Annotated in this window: 22 protein-coding genes; 19 read left to right on the top strand and 3 right to left on the bottom strand. The window is 64.4% G+C overall.

What is annotated here, in order from left to right; genetic code table 11:
• Window positions 1-55 precede the first annotated feature (55 nt).
• Window positions 56-580, top strand: a complete 525-nt coding sequence (locus FVQ98_RS01940; protein WP_147911717.1) for a phosphoribosyltransferase — start codon at window positions 56-58, stop codon at window positions 578-580.
• A gap of 229 nt (window positions 581-809) precedes the next feature.
• Here FVQ98_RS01940 and FVQ98_RS01935 read toward each other — a convergent pair whose 3' ends face one another.
• Window positions 810-1,604 carry an SAM-dependent methyltransferase gene (locus tag FVQ98_RS01935; protein WP_147911716.1) on the bottom strand — a complete coding sequence of 265 codons (795 nt, stop codon included), beginning with the start codon at window positions 1,602-1,604 and terminating at the stop codon, window positions 810-812.
• On the bottom strand, window positions 1,601-2,203 hold the full coding sequence (locus tag FVQ98_RS01930) for a Maf family protein (RefSeq protein ID WP_147911715.1): 603 nt from the start codon (window positions 2,201-2,203) through the stop codon (window positions 1,601-1,603). Before FVQ98_RS01930 ends, FVQ98_RS01935 begins: the two co-directional genes overlap by 4 nt.
• Before the next feature lie 27 nt (window positions 2,204-2,230).
• On the opposite strand from FVQ98_RS01930, the gene FVQ98_RS01925 reads away from it, so the two are divergent.
• The 13 genes from FVQ98_RS01925 (at window position 2,231) to FVQ98_RS01865 (ending at window position 13,481) form a co-directional block, all read left to right on the top strand.
• Window positions 2,231-2,776 (top strand): YceD family protein, encoded by a 546-nt coding sequence (locus FVQ98_RS01925; RefSeq protein WP_147911714.1) that lies wholly within the window; start codon window positions 2,231-2,233, stop codon window positions 2,774-2,776.
• A gap of 245 nt (window positions 2,777-3,021) precedes the next feature.
• On the top strand, window positions 3,022-3,204 hold the full coding sequence (gene rpmF / locus FVQ98_RS01920; protein WP_147911713.1) for a 50S ribosomal protein L32: 183 nt from the start codon (window positions 3,022-3,024) through the stop codon (window positions 3,202-3,204).
• 198 nt (window positions 3,205-3,402) lie between these two features.
• A complete protein-coding gene (plsX, locus tag FVQ98_RS01915; RefSeq protein ID WP_147911712.1) occupies window positions 3,403-4,449 on the top strand; it encodes a phosphate acyltransferase PlsX in 1,047 nt (348 codons plus the stop codon).
• A gap of 51 nt (window positions 4,450-4,500) precedes the next feature.
• Window positions 4,501-5,481, top strand: coding sequence for a beta-ketoacyl-ACP synthase III (locus FVQ98_RS01910; protein WP_147911711.1), 981 nt, complete (start codon window positions 4,501-4,503; stop codon window positions 5,479-5,481).
• 68 nt (window positions 5,482-5,549) lie between these two features.
• Window positions 5,550-6,509 carry an ACP S-malonyltransferase gene (gene fabD / locus FVQ98_RS01905; protein WP_147911710.1) on the top strand — a complete coding sequence of 320 codons (960 nt, stop codon included), beginning with the start codon at window positions 5,550-5,552 and terminating at the stop codon, window positions 6,507-6,509.
• Between the two features lie 38 nt (window positions 6,510-6,547).
• On the top strand, window positions 6,548-7,297 hold the full coding sequence (gene fabG, locus FVQ98_RS01900; RefSeq protein WP_147911709.1) for a 3-oxoacyl-ACP reductase FabG: 750 nt from the start codon (window positions 6,548-6,550) through the stop codon (window positions 7,295-7,297).
• Between the two features lie 90 nt (window positions 7,298-7,387).
• The gene (acpP, locus tag FVQ98_RS01895; RefSeq protein WP_106703654.1) at window positions 7,388-7,624 is read left to right on the top strand and encodes an acyl carrier protein; all 237 of its coding nucleotides are present in this window, start codon (window positions 7,388-7,390) and stop codon (window positions 7,622-7,624) included.
• 6 nt (window positions 7,625-7,630) lie between these two features.
• Complete coding sequence (gene fabF, locus FVQ98_RS01890; protein ID WP_147911708.1) at window positions 7,631-8,875, top strand: beta-ketoacyl-ACP synthase II; 1,245 nt, start codon at window positions 7,631-7,633, stop codon at window positions 8,873-8,875.
• Between the two features lie 247 nt (window positions 8,876-9,122).
• The gene (locus FVQ98_RS01885; protein WP_187265590.1) at window positions 9,123-9,461 is read left to right on the top strand and encodes a hypothetical protein; all 339 of its coding nucleotides are present in this window, start codon (window positions 9,123-9,125) and stop codon (window positions 9,459-9,461) included.
• A 35-nt stretch (window positions 9,462-9,496) separates the two neighbouring features.
• The gene (rpoE, locus tag FVQ98_RS01880) at window positions 9,497-10,129 is read left to right on the top strand and encodes an RNA polymerase sigma factor RpoE (protein ID WP_147911706.1); all 633 of its coding nucleotides are present in this window, start codon (window positions 9,497-9,499) and stop codon (window positions 10,127-10,129) included.
• 2 nt (window positions 10,130-10,131) lie between these two features.
• Window positions 10,132-10,818: a sigma-E factor negative regulatory protein gene (locus tag FVQ98_RS01875; protein WP_255507572.1), complete on the top strand. Its 687-nt coding sequence runs from the start codon at window positions 10,132-10,134 to the stop codon at window positions 10,816-10,818.
• Window positions 10,819-10,943: 125 nt separating this feature from the next.
• On the top strand, window positions 10,944-11,918 hold the full coding sequence (locus tag FVQ98_RS01870; RefSeq protein ID WP_147911705.1) for a MucB/RseB C-terminal domain-containing protein: 975 nt from the start codon (window positions 10,944-10,946) through the stop codon (window positions 11,916-11,918).
• Window positions 11,919-11,996: 78 nt separating this feature from the next.
• Entirely contained in the window at window positions 11,997-13,481 is a 1,485-nt protein-coding gene (locus FVQ98_RS01865; RefSeq protein WP_147911785.1) for a DegQ family serine endoprotease, read from the top strand.
• A gap of 182 nt (window positions 13,482-13,663) precedes the next feature.
• On the opposite strand, the gene FVQ98_RS01860 is transcribed toward FVQ98_RS01865, so the two are convergent.
• Entirely contained in the window at window positions 13,664-13,912 is a 249-nt protein-coding gene (locus FVQ98_RS01860) for a hypothetical protein (protein ID WP_187265589.1), read from the bottom strand.
• Between the two features lie 35 nt (window positions 13,913-13,947).
• On the opposite strand from FVQ98_RS01860, the gene lepA reads away from it, so the two are divergent.
• Genes lepA through era form a run of 5 tightly spaced genes read left to right on the top strand, consistent with a single transcriptional unit; the run spans window position 13,948 to window position 18,864 of the window.
• Window positions 13,948-15,756 (top strand): translation elongation factor 4, encoded by a 1,809-nt coding sequence (lepA, locus tag FVQ98_RS01855; RefSeq protein ID WP_147911703.1) that lies wholly within the window; start codon window positions 13,948-13,950, stop codon window positions 15,754-15,756.
• Window positions 15,756-16,724 carry a signal peptidase I gene (gene lepB / locus FVQ98_RS01850; RefSeq protein ID WP_147911702.1) on the top strand — a complete coding sequence of 323 codons (969 nt, stop codon included), beginning with the start codon at window positions 15,756-15,758 and terminating at the stop codon, window positions 16,722-16,724. The genes lepA and lepB overlap by 1 nt, the downstream gene beginning before the upstream one ends.
• A 26-nt stretch (window positions 16,725-16,750) precedes the next feature.
• Complete coding sequence (locus FVQ98_RS01845) at window positions 16,751-17,119, top strand: DUF4845 domain-containing protein (protein WP_147911701.1); 369 nt, start codon at window positions 16,751-16,753, stop codon at window positions 17,117-17,119.
• A 45-nt stretch (window positions 17,120-17,164) separates the two neighbouring features.
• Window positions 17,165-17,839, top strand: coding sequence for a ribonuclease III (gene rnc, locus FVQ98_RS01840; protein ID WP_370512904.1), 675 nt, complete (start codon window positions 17,165-17,167; stop codon window positions 17,837-17,839).
• Window positions 17,836-18,864 (top strand): GTPase Era, encoded by a 1,029-nt coding sequence (gene era, locus FVQ98_RS01835; RefSeq protein ID WP_147911699.1) that lies wholly within the window; start codon window positions 17,836-17,838, stop codon window positions 18,862-18,864. The genes rnc and era overlap by 4 nt, the downstream gene beginning before the upstream one ends.
• Window positions 18,865-18,887 lie beyond the last annotated feature (23 nt).

Below are 18,887 nucleotides of genomic sequence, written 5' to 3'. Positions count from 1 at the left end.
GCATTGCAGCCTTAGATGAATCTGCGCAGCCAGCTATAAATTCAGGAGTAGATAGATGCTGACCGAAGACGGCAAACACCTGTACGTGAGCTACGACGAGTACCACAACCTGGTCGAGAAGCTGGCCATCAAGGTGCACCAGTCCAGCTGGCAGTTCGACACCATCCTGTGTCTGGCGCGCGGTGGCATGCGCCCGGGCGACATCCTGAGCCGCATTTTCAACGTGCCGCTGGCCATCATGTCCACCAGCTCCTACCGCGCCGAAGCCGGCACGGTGCAGGGCCACCTGGACATCGCCCACTACATCACCACGCCCAAAGGCCAGATCGCCGGCAAGGTGCTGCTGGTGGACGACCTGGCCGATTCGGGCGTCACGCTGCAGCGCGTGGTCGACCGCCTGCGCACCAACTACGAGCCGATCACCGAGTTGCGCACCGCCGTGATCTGGACCAAGGGCACGTCCAGCTTCAAGGCCGACTATTCGGTCGAAGACCTGCCGACCAACCCGTGGATCCACCAGCCGTTTGAGGCGTACGACAGCCTCACGCCCGAAAAGTTATTGGCTAAGTGGAAGGTCTGAGGCGCGGCGGCCCTGTTCCGGGGCGCGTCGGCCAATGTCGAACGGGTTTTTAAGAGAAATTGGCCGCCAGCCCTGGTGGAATGTGCGCAGGCAGCTACCATTAGAATAGCAATTACATCAAAAAAGCCTCGCCGAATTGCGGGGCTTTTTTGTGGGCAACGGCCGGCCAGCGCCATGGCTGCCGTGCCCGCCGTCCGGGCGCCGCCGGGCGCCGCCGGGCGCTCGACGCTCAGGGTCCGAAGGCGAACACGGCCGGCTGGTCCCACGGGCCTGCAGCTTGGCCCGCGTCCGCCAACAGCGCGCGCCACTGCCGCACCGCCTGGCTGCGCACTTGCGGCGTGGGCAAAGTCAGCCCACTGGCCACCGCCAGCCGGGTGCCTGGTTGCAGCCCTTGGGCCAGCGCCTGGAGCAGGGCGGCGTTGCGGTACGGCGTTTCGATGAACAGCTGGGTCTGGCCGGTGCGCAGGGCCAGCTTTTCCAGCTCCTGAATGCGCTGCAGCCGCGCCGGGCCTTCGCGCGGCAGGTAGCCGACGAAGGCGAAGTGCTGGCCGTTCAGGCCGCTGGCGGCCAAAGCCAGCATCAGCGAGATCGGCCCGACCAGCGGCACCACCTGTAAGCCGAGGTCGTGCGCGGCCCGCACGACCGAGCTGCCCGGGTCGGCGATGGCCGGCATGCCGGCTTCGCTGATCAGGCCGACGTCGTGGCCTTGCAGCGCGGGCGCCAGCAGCGCGCGCGCGTCCACCCGCGCGGCGCCGGGGCCGTGGTCGCCTTTCTTGTGCGCTTCGCGCGGCAGCTCGGTGATCTGCTGGGCTTGCACCGGCGTGGCCAGCGGCGCGACGTCGCCCACGCGCTTGAGGAAGGCGCGGGTGGACTTGGCGTTCTCGCTGATCCAGTGGCCGATGTGCGCCGCGGCCTGCACGGTGGCCAGCGGCAGCACCGCCTCCAGCGGCGACTGGCCATCGCAGCCGTGGTCCAGCGGCGTCGGTACCAGCAGCAGGCGGCCGTGGGGCGGGGTGGCGTTCATGGCAGGGTCAGCCCGGCCGCGCGCAGCAGCCTTGCGGTGCGGATCAAGGGCAGCCCGATCAGCGCCGTGGGGTCGTCGCTGACGATGGCGTCCAGCAGGGCGATGCCCAGGCCCTCGCTCTTGGCCGAGCCGGCGCAGTCGTAGGGCTGCTCGGCGCGCAGGTAACGCTCGATCTCGGCGTCGCTGAGTTGACGGAAGCGCACTTCCACCGCGGTCAGGTCCGTTTGCTCGAAACCGTCCGCCTGGCACACGACGGCCAATGCGGTCTGAAAGATGACGGTCTGCCCGCGCATGCGCTGCAGCTGGGCCACGGCGCGTTCGTGCGTGCCGGGCTTGCCCAGCGGCTCGCCGTGCAGATCGGCGACCTGGTCGGAGCCGATGACGACCGCGTCCGGGTGGCGCTCCGCCACGTCGCGGGCCTTGGCCAGCGCCAGGCGCTGGGCCAGCGCGCGCGGCGCTTCGCCGGGCAGCGGCGTCTCGTCCACATGGGGGGCCACGGCGTCGAAGGGCAGACCCAGACGGGTCAGCAGCTCGCGGCGGTAACGGGAGGTAGAGCCCAGGATCAGCGGGCGGGCAGGGGGCGCGTCGGCAACGGTCATGGTGGGCGATTCTCTTACACTGGTGGCATGAGCAAGACCTTCAACCCGCGTCACCTCGACGTTGCGGCCTTCGCCCACGCCAAGGCCGAATTGTCAGGCGAAGAGTTGCTTCAAAAACATGAGCGCCTTGCGCAGGAGTTGCATGGGCCAGCGGGCGATTTGACTGTCAAATGGCAGGCGCAGGGCGAATCGCGCAGTGCGGTGGACGGCAGCGTGCGCCCGGCGATCCATCTGCGCGTTCAGGCCGAGCTGCCGCTGACCTGCCAGCGCTGCATGGACGCGGTGCTCACGCCGATCATGGTGGACCGCCATTTCGTCTTCGTGCCCGATGAGGACACGGCGGCGACGCTGGACGACGAATCAGAAGACGATGTGCTGGAGTTGTCGGCCGACTTCAACCTGCTGGGCCTGGTCGAGGACGAGGTGCTGATGGCTTTGCCCCTGGTGCCCAGCCACGACGAATGCCCGACCGGGGTCGTGCACAGCGCACAAACCGACGATTTCGACGAAGCGGCCGAAGAAAAACCGCACCCTTTTGCCGCGCTGGCCGCGCTGAAGAACAAAAAACCATAGCAAAACGGTGCCACCGGCTCGCACGGCTGGCGCAAATCGGTCGCCTCGCGCTATAATCGCAGGCTTCGCTTGGCGCGCTGTCCGTCTCATTTTGACGGGCAGATCGGTTCAAGCCCCCGGTCAGCGGCCCAAGGGCGCTGGCGCAGGAGGGCAGGGTACGGCCGGGCAAAACCCCTAAATCCCTGCAGGGCGGCGCGGTGCCACACCGCTCGTGCGCTGCCTGTGACAACCTTTAAGGAGCCACCATGGCTGTTCAACAAAACAAGAAGTCGCCTTCCAAGCGCGGCATGCACCGTTCGCACAACGCCCTGAACGCCCCCGGCATCGCCGTGGAGCCGACGACCGGCGAAACCCACCTGCGTCACCACATCAGCCCGAACGGTTTCTACCGTGGTCGCCAGGTCATCAAGCCCAAGACCGAAGCCTAAGACGGCGGTCTGATTGGCCGATCGGCCGGGCCTTGGGGCGCGGCTCGGCCAGTTGGGATGGCCGGTCGCTCACCGGTACACTCATTGGCCCGTTGCTACATCGGTGTAGCTCGGGCTTTTGTTGTTTCTGGCGCCGTTTTGACAAGATGATGGACGCCGGGTGGTGCACAGGCCGCCCGGGCATTGAATGAGGCTTGCATGATTGTTCTGGCAGTCGACTGCATGGGCGGTGACCATGGCCCCAAGGTCACCTTGCAGGCCTGTCGCCAGTTTCTGGACCGGCACCCTGACACCCGTCTGCTGCTGGTGGGCCAGCCGGACGCCCTGAGCGGTTTCTCCCACGAGCGCGCGACCATTGTCCCGGCGACCGAAGTGGTCACCATGGAAGACTCGGTCGAGGTGGCGCTGCGCCGCAAAAAGGATTCGTCGACGCGTGTTGCCGTGCAGCAGGTCAAGGATGGCGCAGCCCAGGTGGCCATCTCGGCCGGCAACACCGGCGCGCTGATGGCGATCGCGCGCTACCTGCTCAAGACGCTGGACGGGATTGAGCGCCCAGCCATCGCCACACAATTGCCCAACGTCAAGGGCGGCGCCACGACCGTGCTGGACCTGGGCGCCAACGTCGATTGCACGGCCGAGCACCTGCTGCAGTTCGCGGTGATGGGATCGGCCCTGGTGTCGGTGCTGAACGACGACCCGACGCCCACCGTGGGGTTGCTCAACATCGGCGAAGAGGTCATCAAGGGCAGTGACGAGATCAAGCGCGCCGGCGAGCTGTTGCGCGCCGCGGCCAAGGCGGGCGATCTCAACTTCGTCGGCAACGTCGAAGGCAACGACATCTTCAAGGGCACCGCGGACATCGTGGTGTGCGACGGCTTCGTCGGCAACGTCGCGCTGAAGACCACCGAAGGCCTGGCGACGATGATCATGCAGTTCCTGCGTGAAGAGTTCACCCGCAACATCGGCACCAAACTGGCTGCCATGATCGCGTATCCGGTGCTTTCTGCCCTTAAAAAGCGGCTGGATCACCGCCGTTACAACGGCGCGGCTTTGCTGGGCCTGCGCGGGCTGGTGTTCAAGAGCCACGGCTCGGCCGACGCGCTGGCTTTCGAGGCGGCGATGGTGCGCGCGTATGATGCGGCACGCCATCAGCTGCTCGAGCGGGTGCAGGCGCGCATTGCCCATGCTGCGCCCTTGCTGGCCGAAAGCGCCTCGCAGGGCGACGCGGCCGCGATCGACGGCTAGGCGCCCGGCGCGCCTGGCACGATCGTTTTTTTCATTTCACTATCGGTTTAGATGAGCAGACGCTACTCTCGCATTGCCGGCACCGGCAGCTACCTGCCGCCGCGCCGCGTCAGCAACGACGACCTGGTGCAGGAGCTGGCCGCACGGGGCATCGAGACTTCTGACCAGTGGATCGTCGAGCGCACCGGCATCCGCGCCCGCCACTTTGCCGCCCCCGACGTGCCCGCCAGCGAATTGGCTGTGCCCGCCGCCCGCGCCGCACTCGAATCGGCCGGCCTGCAGCCGGGCGATATCGACATGATCATCGTCGCCACGTCCACGCCGGACATGGTGTTTCCGTCCACCGCCGCCATCGTCCAGCACAAGTTGGGTATCGCCGGCTGCCCGGTGTTCGACGTGCAGGCTGTGTGCAGCGGCTTTGTCTACGCCCTCACGGTGGCCGACGCGATGATCGCCAACGGCACGGCCAGCAAGGTGCTGGTGATCGGTGCCGAGGTCTTCAGCCGCCTGCTCAACTGGGACGACCGCGGCACCTGCGTGCTGTTTGGCGACGGCGCCGGCGCCGTGGTGCTGGAAGCGTCCGACCAGCCGGGCATCCTGGCCACCGACCTGCACGCCGACGGCAAGTACGTCGACATCCTGTGCGTGCCCGGGCACGTGTCGGGCGGCGATGTGCTGGGCGACCCGCTGCTCAAGATGGACGGCCAGGCCGTGTTCAAGCTGGCCGTGGGCGTGCTGGACAAGGCGGCGCGCGCCGTGCTGGCCAAGGCCGGCAAGCAGGAATCGGACATCGACTGGCTGATTCCGCACCAGGCCAACATCCGCATCATGCAGGGCACGGCCAAGAAGCTGCACCTGCCGCTGGAAAAAGTCATCGTCACCGTGCACGAGCACGGCAACACCTCGGCCGCCTCGATCCCGCTGGCGCTGGACCACGGTGTGCGCAGTGGCCAGATCCAGAAAGGCCAGACCCTGCTGCTGGAAGGCGTGGGCGGCGGCTTCACCTGGGGCGCGGTGCTGCTCAATTTTTGATTTTTTCGCGCTGTGGTGGGCTTCACCGCCCGCCGGCAGCGCTGTTTGGCTTTTTTCCATTGATTGACATGAAACCCGTTGCATTCGTCTTTCCTGGCCAGGGCTCTCAAGCGGTCGGCATGCTGGACGCCTGGGGTGACCACCCGGCCGTGCGCGCCACGCTGCAGGAAGCGTCGGACGCGCTGGGCGAAGACGTGGGTGCGCTGATCCAGGCCGGCCCCAAGGAAGCGCTGGCGCTGACCACCAACACCCAGCCGGTGATGCTGGTGGCGGGCGTGGCCTGCTGGCGCGCCTGGCTGGCCGAGGGCGGTGCCCTGCCAGCGGCCGTCGCCGGCCATTCGCTGGGCGAGTATTCCGCCCTGGTCGCAGCCGAGGCGCTGAGCCTGGCCGATGCCGTGCCTCTGGTGCGCCTGCGCGCTGCTGCCATGCAGGAAGCTGTGCCCGTGGGCACCGGCGCCATGGCAGCGATCCTCGGCCTGGATGCTGCAAAAGTGATAGCTGGTTGCGCAGATGTATGTAAGGCTATGGGCGAAAACGGCACTGAGATCGTGGAAGCGGTCAATTTCAACGATCCGGTGCAAACCGTGATTGCCGGCACCAAGGCCGCGGTCGACAAGGCCTGCGAAGTGCTCAAAGGCATGGGTGCCAAGCGCGCGCTGCCACTACCGGTGTCGGCGCCCTTCCATTCCAGCCTGATGAAGCCCGCGGCCGAGAAGCTGAAGGTCGCGCTGGACGGTGTGGCGCTGGCCGAACCCAAAATCCCCGTGGTCAACAACATCGACGTGGCGATCGAATCCGACCCGCAGCGCATCCGCGACGCGCTGTATCGCCAGGCGTTTGGCCCGGTGCGCTGGGTCGAATGCATCCAGAAAATCAAGGCCATGGGCTTGCGCACGGTGGTCGAATGCGGCCCCGGCAAGGTGCTGGCGGGCATGACCAAGCGCATCGACGCGGAGCTGATGGGCGTAGCCATGTACGATCCGGCCACGTTGGCCGAGGCCAAGACGGTGGTCGAGCAGACTGCGTGAGCGGCCCAGCGCCAGCCAGATCAGGAGAGAACCAAGGTATGTCAGACAAGGGCATGGCAGGGCAAGTGGCTCTGGTGACCGGCGCGTCGCGCGGCATTGGTGCAGCGATCGCGCAAGAGCTGGCCGCGCGCGGCATGACGGTGATCGGCACCGCCACATCCGACGCCGGAGCTGAAAAGATCAGCGCTGCGCTGGCCGGCCAGGGCGCTAGCCGTGGCGCCCGGCTGGACGTGAACGACGCCGCCGCCGCCGAAGCGCTGATCGATGACATCGTCAAGACCCACGGCGCGCTGCACGTGCTGGTCAACAACGCCGGCATCACCCGCGACATGCTGGCCATGCGCCTGAAGGACGAAGACTGGGACGCGGTGCTGGACACCAACCTCAAGGCCGTCTTCCGCATGTGCCGCGCCGTGATGCGCCCGATGATGAAGCAGCGCCAAGGCCGCATCGTCAACATCACCAGCGTGGTCGGCGCCTCCGGCAACCCCGGACAGGCCAATTACGCCGCCGCCAAGGCCGGCGTGGCCGGCATGACGCGCGCGCTGGCGCGCGAGCTGGGCAGCCGCAACATCACCGTCAATTGCGTCGCACCGGGCTTCATCGCCACCGACATGACGGCGGTGCTGTCGGACGACCAACAGAAATCCCTGACGGCCCAGATTCCTCTGGGCCGGCTGGGTGAGCCAGCGGACATCGCGCATGCGGTGGCCTACCTGGCGAGCCCCCAGGCCGCCTATGTGACAGGGCAGGAACTGCACGTCAACGGTGGCATGTTCATGGCCTGAGGCCACTTAGCGCCCGTGTATGCCTTGCGGCCGAAAGCCGCTGTAAGCACGGGTAAAATCCCCGTTTTTCATCACCCTTAGAGGGAACCCATGAGCGATATCGAAGCACGTGTCAAGAAGATCATTGCCGAACAACTCGGCGTTGAAGAGTCCCAAGTGACCAACGAGAAGGCCTTCGTGGCCGACCTGGGCGCAGACTCGCTCGACACAGTGGAACTGGTGATGGCCCTGGAAGACGAGTTCGGCATTGAGATCCCGGACGAGGACGCCGAGAAGATCACCACGGTGCAGGCCGCCATCGACTACGCCAACAGCAAAAAGGCCTGATCGCGAATGACCCGACGCCGTGTTGTTGTTACTGGTTTAGGTTGCGTCAGCCCCGTGGGCAACACGGTGGCAGAGAACTGGGCCAACATCCTGGCCGGACGTTCGGGCATTGATGCCATCACGCGCTTTGACGCCAGCGCCTTCGCGTGCCGCATTGCGGGCGAAGTGCGTGGGCTAGATCTTTCGCCGTACATCTCGACGAAGGAATTGCGCACCATGGATACCTTCATCCATTACGGGATCGTGGCCGCCGCGCAGGCGGTGCAGGATGCCGGGCTGCCTTCGGGCGAGTCGCTGGATGAAGCCCTGGCCGAGAGAATCGGCTGTGTCATCGGTTCGGGCATCGGCGGCTTGCCGATGATCGAGGAGACGCACGGTGAATGGATGTCGCGCGGGCCGCGCCGCATCTCCCCCTTTTTCGTCCCTGCTTCCATCGTCAACATGGTCGCCGGGCACGTGTCGATGAAGTTTGGCTTCAAGGGGCCGAACCTGTCCATCGCCACCGCTTGCACGACCGGGCTGCACTGCATTGGTGAAGCCGGTCGCCTGATTGAATACGGCGACGCCGACGTGATGGTCGCCGGCGGCGCCGAAGCCACCGTATGCCCGCTGGGCATCGGCGGTTTTGCCGCCATGCGTGCGCTGTCCACCCGCAACGACGACCCTCAGGCCGCTTCGCGCCCCTGGGACGCCGAGCGCGACGGCTTCGTGCTGGGCGAGGGCGCTGGCGTGGTGGTGCTCGAGGAATACGAGCACGCCAAGCGGCGCGGCGCCACCATTTACGCCGAACTGGTGGGTTTCGGCATGAGTGCCGACGCTGGCCACATGACCGCGCCCAACCTGGACGGCCCGCGCCGCGCCATGCAGGGCGCGCTGCGCAACGCCGGGCTGAACCCGGACGCCATCGGCTACGTCAACGCGCACGGCACGTCCACGCCGCTGGGCGACGTGAACGAGACCAACGCCATCAAGGCCGCGCTGGGCGACCACGCCAAGTCGGTCGTTGTGAGCTCCACCAAGTCGATGACCGGCCACCTGCTGGGTGGCGCTGGCGGGGTGGAAAGCGTCTACACCATTTTGGCGCTGCGCGACCAGAAGGTGCCGCCGACCATCAACCTCGGCACGCCGGGCGAGGGCTGCGACCTGGACTACTGCGCCAATACCGCGCGCGACCTGAGCTTTGACTACGCGCTGAAGAACAACTACGGCTTCGGCGGCACCAACGGCGCCCTGGTGTTCAAGCGCGTTTGAGTCTCGCTGTCACCCGCCAGGTCTCCGTCCACGGCCGCTTTGCGGCCGTTCGTTTTAAGGCTTGCAGGGGCTTCCGGGCATGCACCACGCTCCCACAGTGACCTACCCGCTGGGCCGACGCGCTTCGCTGTCGCTGGTTCTGTGGGGGCTATGGGCTTTGAGCGCGATCCCTGTGGTTTGGATGCTTTTTTGGGCTCTGGCGCTAGATGGGCCTGCGCAGGCAGCTATTGTTTCAATAGTAATCTGCGTGTTCGCCTGGCTCGGTGCAGGTGGCGCCCTCCGACAGTTCTGGCGCATGCAGCAGGCTGCTTCCAGCCTCCGCTGGGACGGCGCCGATTGGTGGCTGGAAGAGGGCCCAGCGGCTGCTGGCACCTTCGGCACGGGGCCTGGGCGCATGGATGTCCGTCTGGACCTTCAGCGCAGCCTGCTGCTGCGATGGCGAGCCCAGGGCGCCCGCCGGGCGCAGTGGCTCTGGGTCGAACGTGCAGCCGACCCCACGCGCTGGCACCTGCTGCGCTGTGCGCTATATTCAAAACCCTCTCGCCCGGCCCCCGATCCGCTGGCCATGGTGAGTCCGCGCGCCTGAGCATCAGGCGCGTCGTCGTTTCAACGTCCTTGTTTGTGTCCGCAACATCCGCTGCCCCTCCCCAAGCTTCCGACAGTGACGCCCAGCTGGTCGAGCGTGCGGCGGCGGGCGACCACCGCGCCTACGAGTTGCTGGTGATCAAGTACCAGCGCCGGATCGAACGGCTTATCGGCCGCATGGTGCGCGACGTGGACCTGGTGCCGGACATCGCGCAGGAGACTTTCATCCGCGCCTGGAAGGCGCTGCACCAGTTCCGCGGCGACGCCCAGTTCTACACTTGGCTGTACCGGATCGCGGTGAACACGGCCAAGAAATCGCTGCTGGAATTGAAGCGCGACCCGGTGGTGGTCGAAGCGGCACTGAAGTCGAGCGATGACGACGATGAAACTTCCCGGCGCGAGAACGAACTAACCTCGGAATCCACGCCGGAATCGGAGTTGGCGGCCCGTGAAATTGCCGCCGCTGTGAACGCCGCCATGGAAGCGTTGCCCGAAGATCTGCGCCAGGCCGTCACGCTGCGCGAGATTGAAGGCATGAGCTATGAAGAGATTGCAGAAGCCATGAATTGCCCTATCGGCACCGTGCGGTCACGCATTTTCCGGGCGCGCGAAGCGATTTCCGCCCGGGTCAGGCCTCTGCTGAGCCACCAGACCGGCAAACGCTGGTGAGCATGGAACAGGATCGACAAGTCGAAGCGGTGATCGTGATGCAAACGCAGGTCAAAGTTCAATGGAGCGCAGAGCGGGTGTCCGCCCTGATGGACGGGCAGCTTCCCGGGAATGAGTTGGAGGCGGTGATCGGCTCCAGCAGCCACGATGGTGATGGAGCCGTCGGCTGCTGGCAGCTCTACCACCTGATTGGGGACGTGCTCCGATCCCCTGATTTGGCTCAGCACGGACGCGACCATCTGCTTCCAGGGCGGGTGCTCGCCGCCATCGCCAGCGAATCCATGACGCCGGTGATTGAACAGCCGGTGGAGCACAGTTCCTACGTTGAGAGACCCGCCGCGAACGATGGCGTGTTTCGCTGGAAGATGGTGGCTGGCCTGGCGTCGTTTGCCGCTGTCGCAGCAGTGGGCTGGAGCATGGTGTCTGGGGCGGGTCCTCAAAGCGGTGCCGGCCCGCATCTGGCGCAGAACGTTGCGCCCCAGCAAGGCTCGGCGCAAGTGCTGGCCGTGGCCTCGCCGGTGGCACCCGCATCGGCAGCGCACGATCCCGAGGTCGGGCAACCCGTGATGCTGCGCGACGCCCGCTTGGATGAGTTGCTGGCGGCCCACCGCCAAGCCACTGGCATCGCTACCTTGGGCGGCGCTTCGGGCTTCCTGCGCAACGCCACCTTCGAAGGGCACGGGCGTTGAATCGCGGGAGCGTGAGCGTTCGCCGCGGACCTGCGCATCTGCCGGCGGCTGCTTGGCGCGGTTGGAAAAGGCGCCTTCGCGGTGCCGCGCTCGCGTGCTGGGCTGGCGGGGTCGTCGGTATCGCCATGGCGCAAGGCGTGCCGGCGGCATCCGAACCTGAATCAACGGCTGTCCGCATGGGGCCGCCCGAGCGCAGTGTTGCGGAATGGCTGGTCCGGCTGGAACAGGCATCCCGGATTCCTTCATTCATTGGCACCTTCGTCGTGACCTCGGCCACGGGCGCCATGTCGAGCGCTCGGATCTGGCACGTCTGCGAGGGCGATGTGCAGATCGAACGGGTGGAAGCGCTTTCGGGTGTGCCGCGGACGATATTCCGCCGCAACCAATCGGTGGTGACCTTCTTTCCGCAGGCGCGCGTGGCGGTTTCCGATCGGCGGGATGCAGGTGGCGCCTTTCCGAACCTGCTGACCTCAAGCAGTTCGGCGTCGATGGCGGATCATTACGCCGCCAAGGAACTTGGCCAGAGCAGGGTGGCGGGCTTCGACGCCGATGTGGTCTACCTCAGGCCGCACGACGAATTGCGCTATGGCTACCGAATCTGGAGCGAGCGCAATACCGGCCTGGTCATCAAGACGCAAACACTGGACGGCAAGGGCCGGGTGCTGGAGCAGTCGGCGTTCTCGGAGCTCCAACTCAACGCGCCGGTGCAGGCCGTCAAGCTCACGCGCATGATGGAGCGCACCGAGGGTTACAAGGTAGAAAAACCGCATCGCACGCCGACCAGCGCCGCTGCAGAGGGTTGGACGCTGTCGGGCGAGGTGCCAGGCTTCAGTTCACAAAGCTGCTACCGGCATGGAACGGACGCCGGCGGCGGTGTCGTGCAGTGGATCTTCTCGGATGGCCTGGCGACTGTATCGCTGTTCATGGAGGCCTTCGATGCGAGGCGTCACCCCTCTGAAGGCGTGGTTGCCATGGGCGCAACCCATACCTTGACCCAGCGGCTGCCGGACGCGAGCGGCCCGTGGTGGGTGACAGCCGTGGGCGAAGTGCCGCCTGCTACGCTGAAAGCCCTGGTTTCCCGACTCCAGCGCAAGCCCTGAGCGGACGCCGCTTGGCGGCCAAATGGCATGCGTGCGGATCGATTTGATCCATCCCTTTTGTTTTCCGGATTGACCAACATGCTTATCCAGATCAAGAAAGCGGGCGTTTCCGCATTGGCCGTTCCCTTGTTTGCGGTGGGCGCTGCGCTCTTGCCTCCGGCAGCGCTGGCGCAGTCGGGCAATGCCCCGTCCGTGCGAGGCCTGCCCGACTTCACGGATCTTGTGGATCACGTGGGGCCTGCGGTGGTCAATATCCGTACCATGGAACGGGTGCGCGGCGGCAACCCGGGCGGGGCCAGCGACGAGGAAATGCAGGAATTCTTCCGACGTTTCTTCGGTATCCCTATGCCGAATGTCCCTCGCCAGGGGCCGCGCCAGAATCGGCCGGCACCTCAGCCGGACCAGGAGGTGCCGCGCGGCGTTGGCTCGGGCTTCATCATTTCCCCCGACGGCTTCGTCATGACCAACGCGCATGTGGTGGACGGGGCCGACGAGGTTCTGGTGACGCTGCCCGACAAGCGCGAATTCAAGGCCAAGATCGTTGGCGCCGACAAGCGCACCGATGTGGCGGTGGTGAAGATCGACGCCACCGGCCTGCCGTCCGTCAAGGTGGGTGACGTGAACAAGCTGCGCGTGGGTGAATGGGTGATGGCCATTGGATCTCCCTTTGGATTGGAGAACAGCGTGACGGCCGGCATCGTCAGCGCCAAGCAGCGCGACACGGGTGACTACCTGCCCTTCATTCAGACCGATGTGGCCGTGAATCCCGGCAACTCAGGCGGGCCGCTTATCAATATGCGCGGCGAAGTGGTGGGCATCAACAGCCAGATCTATTCGCGCTCCGGTGGCTTCATGGGCATATCCTTCGCGATCCCGATCGACGAGGCCATGCGCGTCAGCGAGCAACTGCGTGCCTCGGGCAGAGTGACGCGCGGACGCGTCGGTGTGCAGATCGATCAGGTCACAAAGGAAGTGGCCGAGTCCATTGGCCTGGGCAAACCGCAGGGTGCACTGGTGCGCAACGTGGAAAGCGGCTCACCGGCAGAAAAGGCAGGTGTCGAAGCGGGTGACATCATCACGCGCTTCGAAGGCAAGACCATCGACAAGGCGTCAGACCTGCCGCGGATGGTGGGCAACACCAAGCCAGGGACCAAGAGCACGATCACGGTGTTCCGTCGAGGCCAAAGCCGCGATCTGAGCATCACCATTGCTGAACTCGAGGCTGAGCAGGCGTCGGCTCGCCGACCCAGCCCGCGTGGCAGCGAGGCACCGAAGGCGCAAGGTGCCGTCCAAGCATTGGGCGTTACCGTGACCGATCTGAGCGATGCGCAAAAGCGTGAACTGAAGGTCAAGCGGGGCGTGCGTGTGGAGTCGGCGGCCGACGCGGCTGCTCGGGCGGGTCTGCGCGAAGGAGATGTCATCCTGTCCGTCGCGAACGTCGAGATTCATAACGTGCGGGAATTCGAGGCGGCCGTCGCCAAGGCCGATCGCGGCAAGCCGGTCAACATGCTGATCCAGCGAGGTGAACTGGTGCAGTTCGTGCTGGTACGTCCGGCAAGATAAGCGCTGACCCGCTAATCCCTCCCGTCTGGGAACGCTGCGGGAGGGCATTTCGGGCTCTCGTGCAGGTAACGTACTGCCGGGCCCGAGCGTTGCTCAGCTGAGGGGCACATACTTGTTTTGATAGAATTGGGCCCGAAATTGGGTGCAAATCAGTATATGAATGGCTTGCTTTCTGGCCCCATTCACGCCTTTTCCGCTGCAGAAAAAGAGTCTTGCTGCTCGATTCGTCGAAAAGAACAGGTGTCAGGAATGACCTGTTGATAACCTGTGAAGAATTTTTCGTTGTCGAGGTGCAACGCAGGTATTTGGCGACGATTCGGCCCCAAGTCGCTCCCCTTTTTGCCTACAATGGAGTTCCAACTATCGCAGTTGCCATAGATTGTTGGTTCGGGGCGCGTCACACTACTGGCGCGCCCCTTTTTCATGTGCATCGCTCAGTAACTCAATCACTTGCCGGCTCTCGTTGATGGATCACATCAGAAATTTTTCAATCATTGCGCATATCGATCACGGCAAGTCCACGTTGGCGGACCGACTGATCTCGCGTTGCGGCGGCTTGAGCGATCGAGAGATGAGCGAGCAGGTGCTCGATTCGATGGACATCGAAAAAGAGCGGGGGATAACCATCAAGGCGCAGACCGCCGCGCTGCAGTACAAGGCGCGCGACGGCAAGGTCTACAACCTCAACCTGATCGACACGCCGGGTCACGTCGACTTCAGCTACGAGGTGAGTCGTTCGCTTTCGGCATGCGAGGGTGCATTGCTGGTGGTTGATGCGTCACAAGGTGTCGAAGCGCAGACGGTGGCGAACTGCTACACCGCACTGGAGTTGGGTGTAGAGGTGCTGCCCGTCCTGAACAAGATGGATCTGCCGCAAGCCGACCCGGAGACCGCCAAGTCCGAGATCGAGGATGTGATCGGCATCGATGCCAGTGAGGCGATTGCGATCTCGGCCAAGACCGGCATGGGCATCGACGACGTGCTGGAGCAGATCGTGGCGAAGGTGCCGCCACCGCGAGGTCAACTCAACGCGCCGCTGCGCGCGATGATCATCGACAGCTGGTTCGACGCCTACGTTGGCGTCGTTATGCTGGTGCGCGTGGTCGATGGGCGCCTGCTCAAGGGCGAGCGCTTCAAGATGATGGCCACAGGCGCCGCCTACGAAGCCAACAATCTGGGCGTGTTCACGCCTGGCCAGCAGCCGCGCGACAGCCTGGAGGCGGGAGAGGTCGGCTACATCATCGCCGGCATCAAGGAGTTGAAGGCGGCGAAGGTCGGCGACACCATCACGCTCGAAAAGAAGCTGCCCAACAACCTGGGGCCAGCCGAAAAGGCGCTGCCAGGTTTCAAGGAGATCCAGCCACAGGTGTTTGCGGGCCTGTACCCCACCGAGGCCAACCAGTACGACGCGCTGCGCGATTCGCTGGAAAAGTTGCAGTTGAACGATGCCAGCCTGCACTTCGAGCCAGAGGTTTCTCAGGCCCTGGGGTTTGGCTTTCGCTGCGGCTTCCTCGGTCTGCTGCACATGGAGATCGTGCAGGAGCGCCTGGAGCGCGAGTTCGATCAGGACCTCATCACGACCGCGCCGAGCGTGGTCTACGAGGTCGAGAGGGCGGATGGCGAGGTGATCCAGGTCGAGAACCCGTCCAAGATGCCCGAACAGGGTCGAATCCAGGAAATCCGCGAGCCCATCGTCACGGTGCACCTCTACATGCCGCAGGACTACGTCGGCCCCGTGATGACGCTGGCCAACCAGAAACGTGGCGTGCAGTTGAACATGGCCTACCACGGGCGCCAGGTCATGCTGACCTACGAACTGCCGCTGGGTGAGATCGTGTTGGACTTCTTCGACAAGTTGAAATCCGTCAGCCGCGGCTACGCGTCGATGGACTATGAGTTCAAGGAATACCGCCCGTCCGACGTGGTCAAGGTCGACATCCTGCTGAACGGCGAGAAGGTGGATGCGCTGTCCATCATCGTGCACCGCACGCAAGCGCAGTACCGTGGCCGTGCGGTCGCCGCGAAGATGCGTGAAATCATCAGTCGTCAGCAGTTCGACGTGGCGATCCAGGCTGCCATCGGTGCCAACGTCATCGCGCGCGAGAACATCAAGGCCCTGCGCAAGAACGTGCTGGCAAAATGCTACGGTGGCGACATCACACGCAAGCGCAAGTTGCTGGAAAAACAGAAGGCGGGTAAGAAGCGAATGAAACAGATCGGCTCGGTCGAGGTGCCCCAGGAAGCCTTCCTGGCGATTTTGCAGGTGGAAGATTGATGCCGATACTGACCGCCATGGTGCTGGCGGGCTTCGTTGGATACGGCGCAGCCTGGTATTTCGATGCGATCGAGGGCAACTTCGCGCTGTTGCTATTTCTGGCGACGGTGGTGACCGGTGTCTACTGGCTGGCCGAGCGGTTTGTTTTCCTGCCACGCCGCCGCCGCGCTGCGCAGCAAGCGGTCGACGCTGTTCGCGTGCGCCGTGAAGAGCTGGCGCGCCAGGGCATTGATCAGGTCGACACCAGTTTTGAAGATGCGGTGCGTGAAAAGCAACTCGCGCAGCCTTGGTGGCTGGACTGGACGGCTGGCCTGTTTCCGGTCATCGCCATCGTGTTTCTTTTGCGCTCCTTCGTTTTCGAGCCGTTCAAGATCCCGTCAGGTTCGATGATTCCGACCCTGCTGGTAGGCGACCTGATCCTGGTGAATAAATTCACCTACGGCCTGAAGCTGCCTGTGATCAACACGCGCATCACCGACGGCAATCCACTGCAGCGAGGCGATGTGGTGGTGTTCCGCTATCCACCCAAACCCAGCATTGACTACATCAAGCGCGTCGTGGGCTTGCCCGGCGATGAAGTGTCCTACCTCAACAAGCGCCTGACGATCAACGGGCAGCCGGTGGCAACCACGCAGGAGTCCGACTTCTTCGACGAGTCCGTCATGGAGTATTTCCGACAGTTCAGCGAACAACTGGGTGAAAAAAATCACCGGATCATCGTGGACGAGCGTCGCCCGGCGTTTGTGGCAGGTGCCGACGAATTCAAGTACCGCGAGAATTGCCGCTACAGCGTGGAAGGCGTGACGTGCAAGGTGCCCCAGGGGCACTACTTCATGATGGGCGATAACAGGGACAACTCGCTGGACTCACGCTATTGGGGCTTCGTACCCGATGCCAATGTTGTCGGCAGGGCGTTTTTCGTCTGGATGAATTTTGGCGACCTGAAGCGCATTGGCAGCTTCAACTGAACCTATTTATATCGGGAGTGAGGGAAATGAAACTGGCACCACGTTCCAAACAGCGCGGCATCTCGTTCTTCGGCCTGTTGATTCTGGGCATCGTGCTGGCCTTGCTGGCCATTGTTGGCGCCAAGGTGGTGCCGACCGCCACGGAATACATGTCGATCGTCAAGGCGGTCAAGAAAGCCGCTGCCGATGGAGACACCGTGCCGGCGGTCCGTGCTTCATTTGACCGCACGGCGTCGGTGGACTACATCACCTCCATCGAAGGCAAGGACCTTGAAGTGACCAAGAACGGCGACAAGATCGTTGTCAGCTTCGCTTACGACAAGGAAATTGCGCTCGCCGGTCCGGCCTATCTGCTGATCAAGTACCGTGGTTCTTCGGACGGTGGCTACAACTGATCCCCGCGTCGTGGGCCTGGCCGCGGCGTGACAGCGCCCGCTGACTTGCCCCAGCTGCAGGCGCGCCTGCAGCATCGATTTGCGGACGCCGCCCTGCTGCAGCGTGCGCTGACGCACCGCAGCTTCTCCGCCGACCACAACGAGCGGCTGGAATTTTTGGGCGACTCTGTCCTCAACCTCGCGGTCGCGCACATGCTGTACGAGGCACTGGGCCAGTTGCCCGAGGGCGATCTTTCCCGCGTGCGCGCCCAATTGGTGCGGCAGGACAGCCTGCATCGGCTGGCGGTGGACCTGGGTTTGTCACCCTTGCTGCGCCTGGGCGAGGGCGAACTGCGCTCCGGTGGGCAACGCCGTCCCTCGATTCTGGCCGATGCGCTGGAAGCCGTGATCGGCGCGGTCTACCTGGATGGCGGTCACGCCGCGGCCGACGCCTTGGTGCGGCGCCTGTTTGACCGCATCCAGATCACGCCCGCGCTTTCCGCAGCCTCCAAAGATGCCAAGACGGCCTTGCAGGAGTGGCTTCAGGGGCGCAAGATGCATCTGCCGCGCTACGAAGTCGTGCGCGTGCTGGGCGAGGCGCACCGGCAAACCTTTGAAGTGGCCTGCCAAGTCGGCGAACGCGGCATGACGCAGCTGGGCCAGGGGGCCTCGCGCCGCGCCGCCGAGCAGGCCGCAGCTGCAGCGATGCTGCAGGCGCTTGATTCTTCCATGCAGACATGAATGCTACTGACTCGATAGCTGGCCGCGCAGACCCAGAGGGCGCTGGCGGCCAAAATGACCAAGAATTTCCGGATGTGCCCCAAACCGTGGATGTGGGCGTCGCAGCGGGTGACGGCGCGCAGCGCTGCGGCCTGATCGCCATTGTCGGCAAACCCAACGTCGGCAAATCGACGCTGCTGAACGCGCTGGTCGGCCAGAAGATCAGCATCACCAGCCGCAAGGCGCAGACCACGCGTCACCGCATCACCGGCATTCGCACGCTGACCGATGGGCAGGGCGGCGGCACGCAGTTTGTGTTTGTCGACACGCCCGGTTTTCAAACCAAGCACAGCGCCGCGCTGAACAAGTCGCTGAACAAGACCGTGATGGGCGCCATCGACGGGGTCGATCTGGTCCTGTTTGTGGTCGAGGCGGGCAGCTTCACGCTGGCGGACGCCAAGGTGCTGTCGCTGCTGAAACCCGGCACGCCCACGCTGTTGATCGCCAACAAGCTGGATACGGTGCACCGCCGCGCCGAAATCGCGCCCTGGCTGCGCGACATGCAGGAGCGCCACCCGTTTGCCGAGTTCGTGCCCATGTCGGCCAAGAACCCCAAGGACGTGCAACGTCTGCTGCAGATTTGCGAGCAATATCTGCCTGTGCAACCTTGGTGGTACAGCGAAGACGAGTTGACCGACCGCAGCGAGAAGTTCCTCGCCAGTGAAGTCGTGCGCGAGAAGCTGTTCCGGCTGACAGGGGACGAGCTTCCCTACACCTCGACCGTCATCATCGAAAAGTTCGAGGAAGAAAAGAGCAAGCAGCACAACCGCATGGTGCGCATCGCCGCCACCATCGTGGTCGAGCGCGACGGCCACAAGGCCATGGTGATCGGCGACAAGGGCGAACGCCTCAAGCGCATCGGCACCGAGGCGCGGCAGGAGCTGGAAAAGCTGATGGACGCCAAGGTGTTCCTGGAGCTGTGGGTCAAGGTGCGTTCCGGCTGGGCCGACGACGAAGCGCGCGTGCGCAGCTTCGGGTATGAATGAGGCCCCCCTGAGCTGCTCACGCA

Source organism: Ottowia flava (genome assembly GCF_008017535.1).
Lineage (GTDB): Bacteria > Pseudomonadota > Gammaproteobacteria > Burkholderiales > Burkholderiaceae_C > Ottowia > Ottowia flava.
Note: the sequence above shows the minus strand (reverse complement) of the source record. Positions and strands in the feature narration are given on the sequence as shown.

What these genes read in the sequence shown, in the direction of transcription:
- FVQ98_RS01940 (WP_147911717.1), top strand. Translation starts at nt 56, where the DNA reads ATGCTGACCGAAGACGGCAAACACCTGTACGTGAGCTACGACGAGTAC.
- FVQ98_RS01935 (WP_147911716.1), bottom strand. Translation starts at nt 1,604, where the DNA reads ATGAACGCCACCCCGCCCCACGGCCGCCTGCTGCTGGTACCGACGCCG.
- FVQ98_RS01930 (WP_147911715.1), bottom strand. Translation starts at nt 2,203, where the DNA reads ATGACCGTTGCCGACGCGCCCCCTGCCCGCCCGCTGATCCTGGGCTCT.
- FVQ98_RS01925 (WP_147911714.1), top strand. Translation starts at nt 2,231, where the DNA reads ATGAGCAAGACCTTCAACCCGCGTCACCTCGACGTTGCGGCCTTCGCC.
- rpmF (WP_147911713.1), top strand. Translation starts at nt 3,022, where the DNA reads ATGGCTGTTCAACAAAACAAGAAGTCGCCTTCCAAGCGCGGCATGCAC.
- plsX (WP_147911712.1), top strand. Translation starts at nt 3,403, where the DNA reads ATGATTGTTCTGGCAGTCGACTGCATGGGCGGTGACCATGGCCCCAAG.
- FVQ98_RS01910 (WP_147911711.1), top strand. Translation starts at nt 4,501, where the DNA reads ATGAGCAGACGCTACTCTCGCATTGCCGGCACCGGCAGCTACCTGCCG.
- fabD (WP_147911710.1), top strand. Translation starts at nt 5,550, where the DNA reads ATGAAACCCGTTGCATTCGTCTTTCCTGGCCAGGGCTCTCAAGCGGTC.
- fabG (WP_147911709.1), top strand. Translation starts at nt 6,548, where the DNA reads ATGTCAGACAAGGGCATGGCAGGGCAAGTGGCTCTGGTGACCGGCGCG.
- acpP (WP_106703654.1), top strand. Translation starts at nt 7,388, where the DNA reads ATGAGCGATATCGAAGCACGTGTCAAGAAGATCATTGCCGAACAACTC.
- fabF (WP_147911708.1), top strand. Translation starts at nt 7,631, where the DNA reads ATGACCCGACGCCGTGTTGTTGTTACTGGTTTAGGTTGCGTCAGCCCC.
- FVQ98_RS01875 (WP_255507572.1), top strand. Translation starts at nt 10,132, where the DNA reads ATGGAACAGGATCGACAAGTCGAAGCGGTGATCGTGATGCAAACGCAG.
- FVQ98_RS01870 (WP_147911705.1), top strand. Translation starts at nt 10,944, where the DNA reads ATGGCGCAAGGCGTGCCGGCGGCATCCGAACCTGAATCAACGGCTGTC.
- FVQ98_RS01865 (WP_147911785.1), top strand. Translation starts at nt 11,997, where the DNA reads ATGCTTATCCAGATCAAGAAAGCGGGCGTTTCCGCATTGGCCGTTCCC.
- FVQ98_RS01860 (WP_187265589.1), bottom strand. Translation starts at nt 13,912, where the DNA reads ATGCACATGAAAAAGGGGCGCGCCAGTAGTGTGACGCGCCCCGAACCA.
- lepA (WP_147911703.1), top strand. Translation starts at nt 13,948, where the DNA reads ATGGATCACATCAGAAATTTTTCAATCATTGCGCATATCGATCACGGC.
- lepB (WP_147911702.1), top strand. Translation starts at nt 15,756, where the DNA reads ATGCCGATACTGACCGCCATGGTGCTGGCGGGCTTCGTTGGATACGGC.
- FVQ98_RS01845 (WP_147911701.1), top strand. Translation starts at nt 16,751, where the DNA reads ATGAAACTGGCACCACGTTCCAAACAGCGCGGCATCTCGTTCTTCGGC.
- era (WP_147911699.1), top strand. Translation starts at nt 17,836, where the DNA reads ATGAATGCTACTGACTCGATAGCTGGCCGCGCAGACCCAGAGGGCGCT.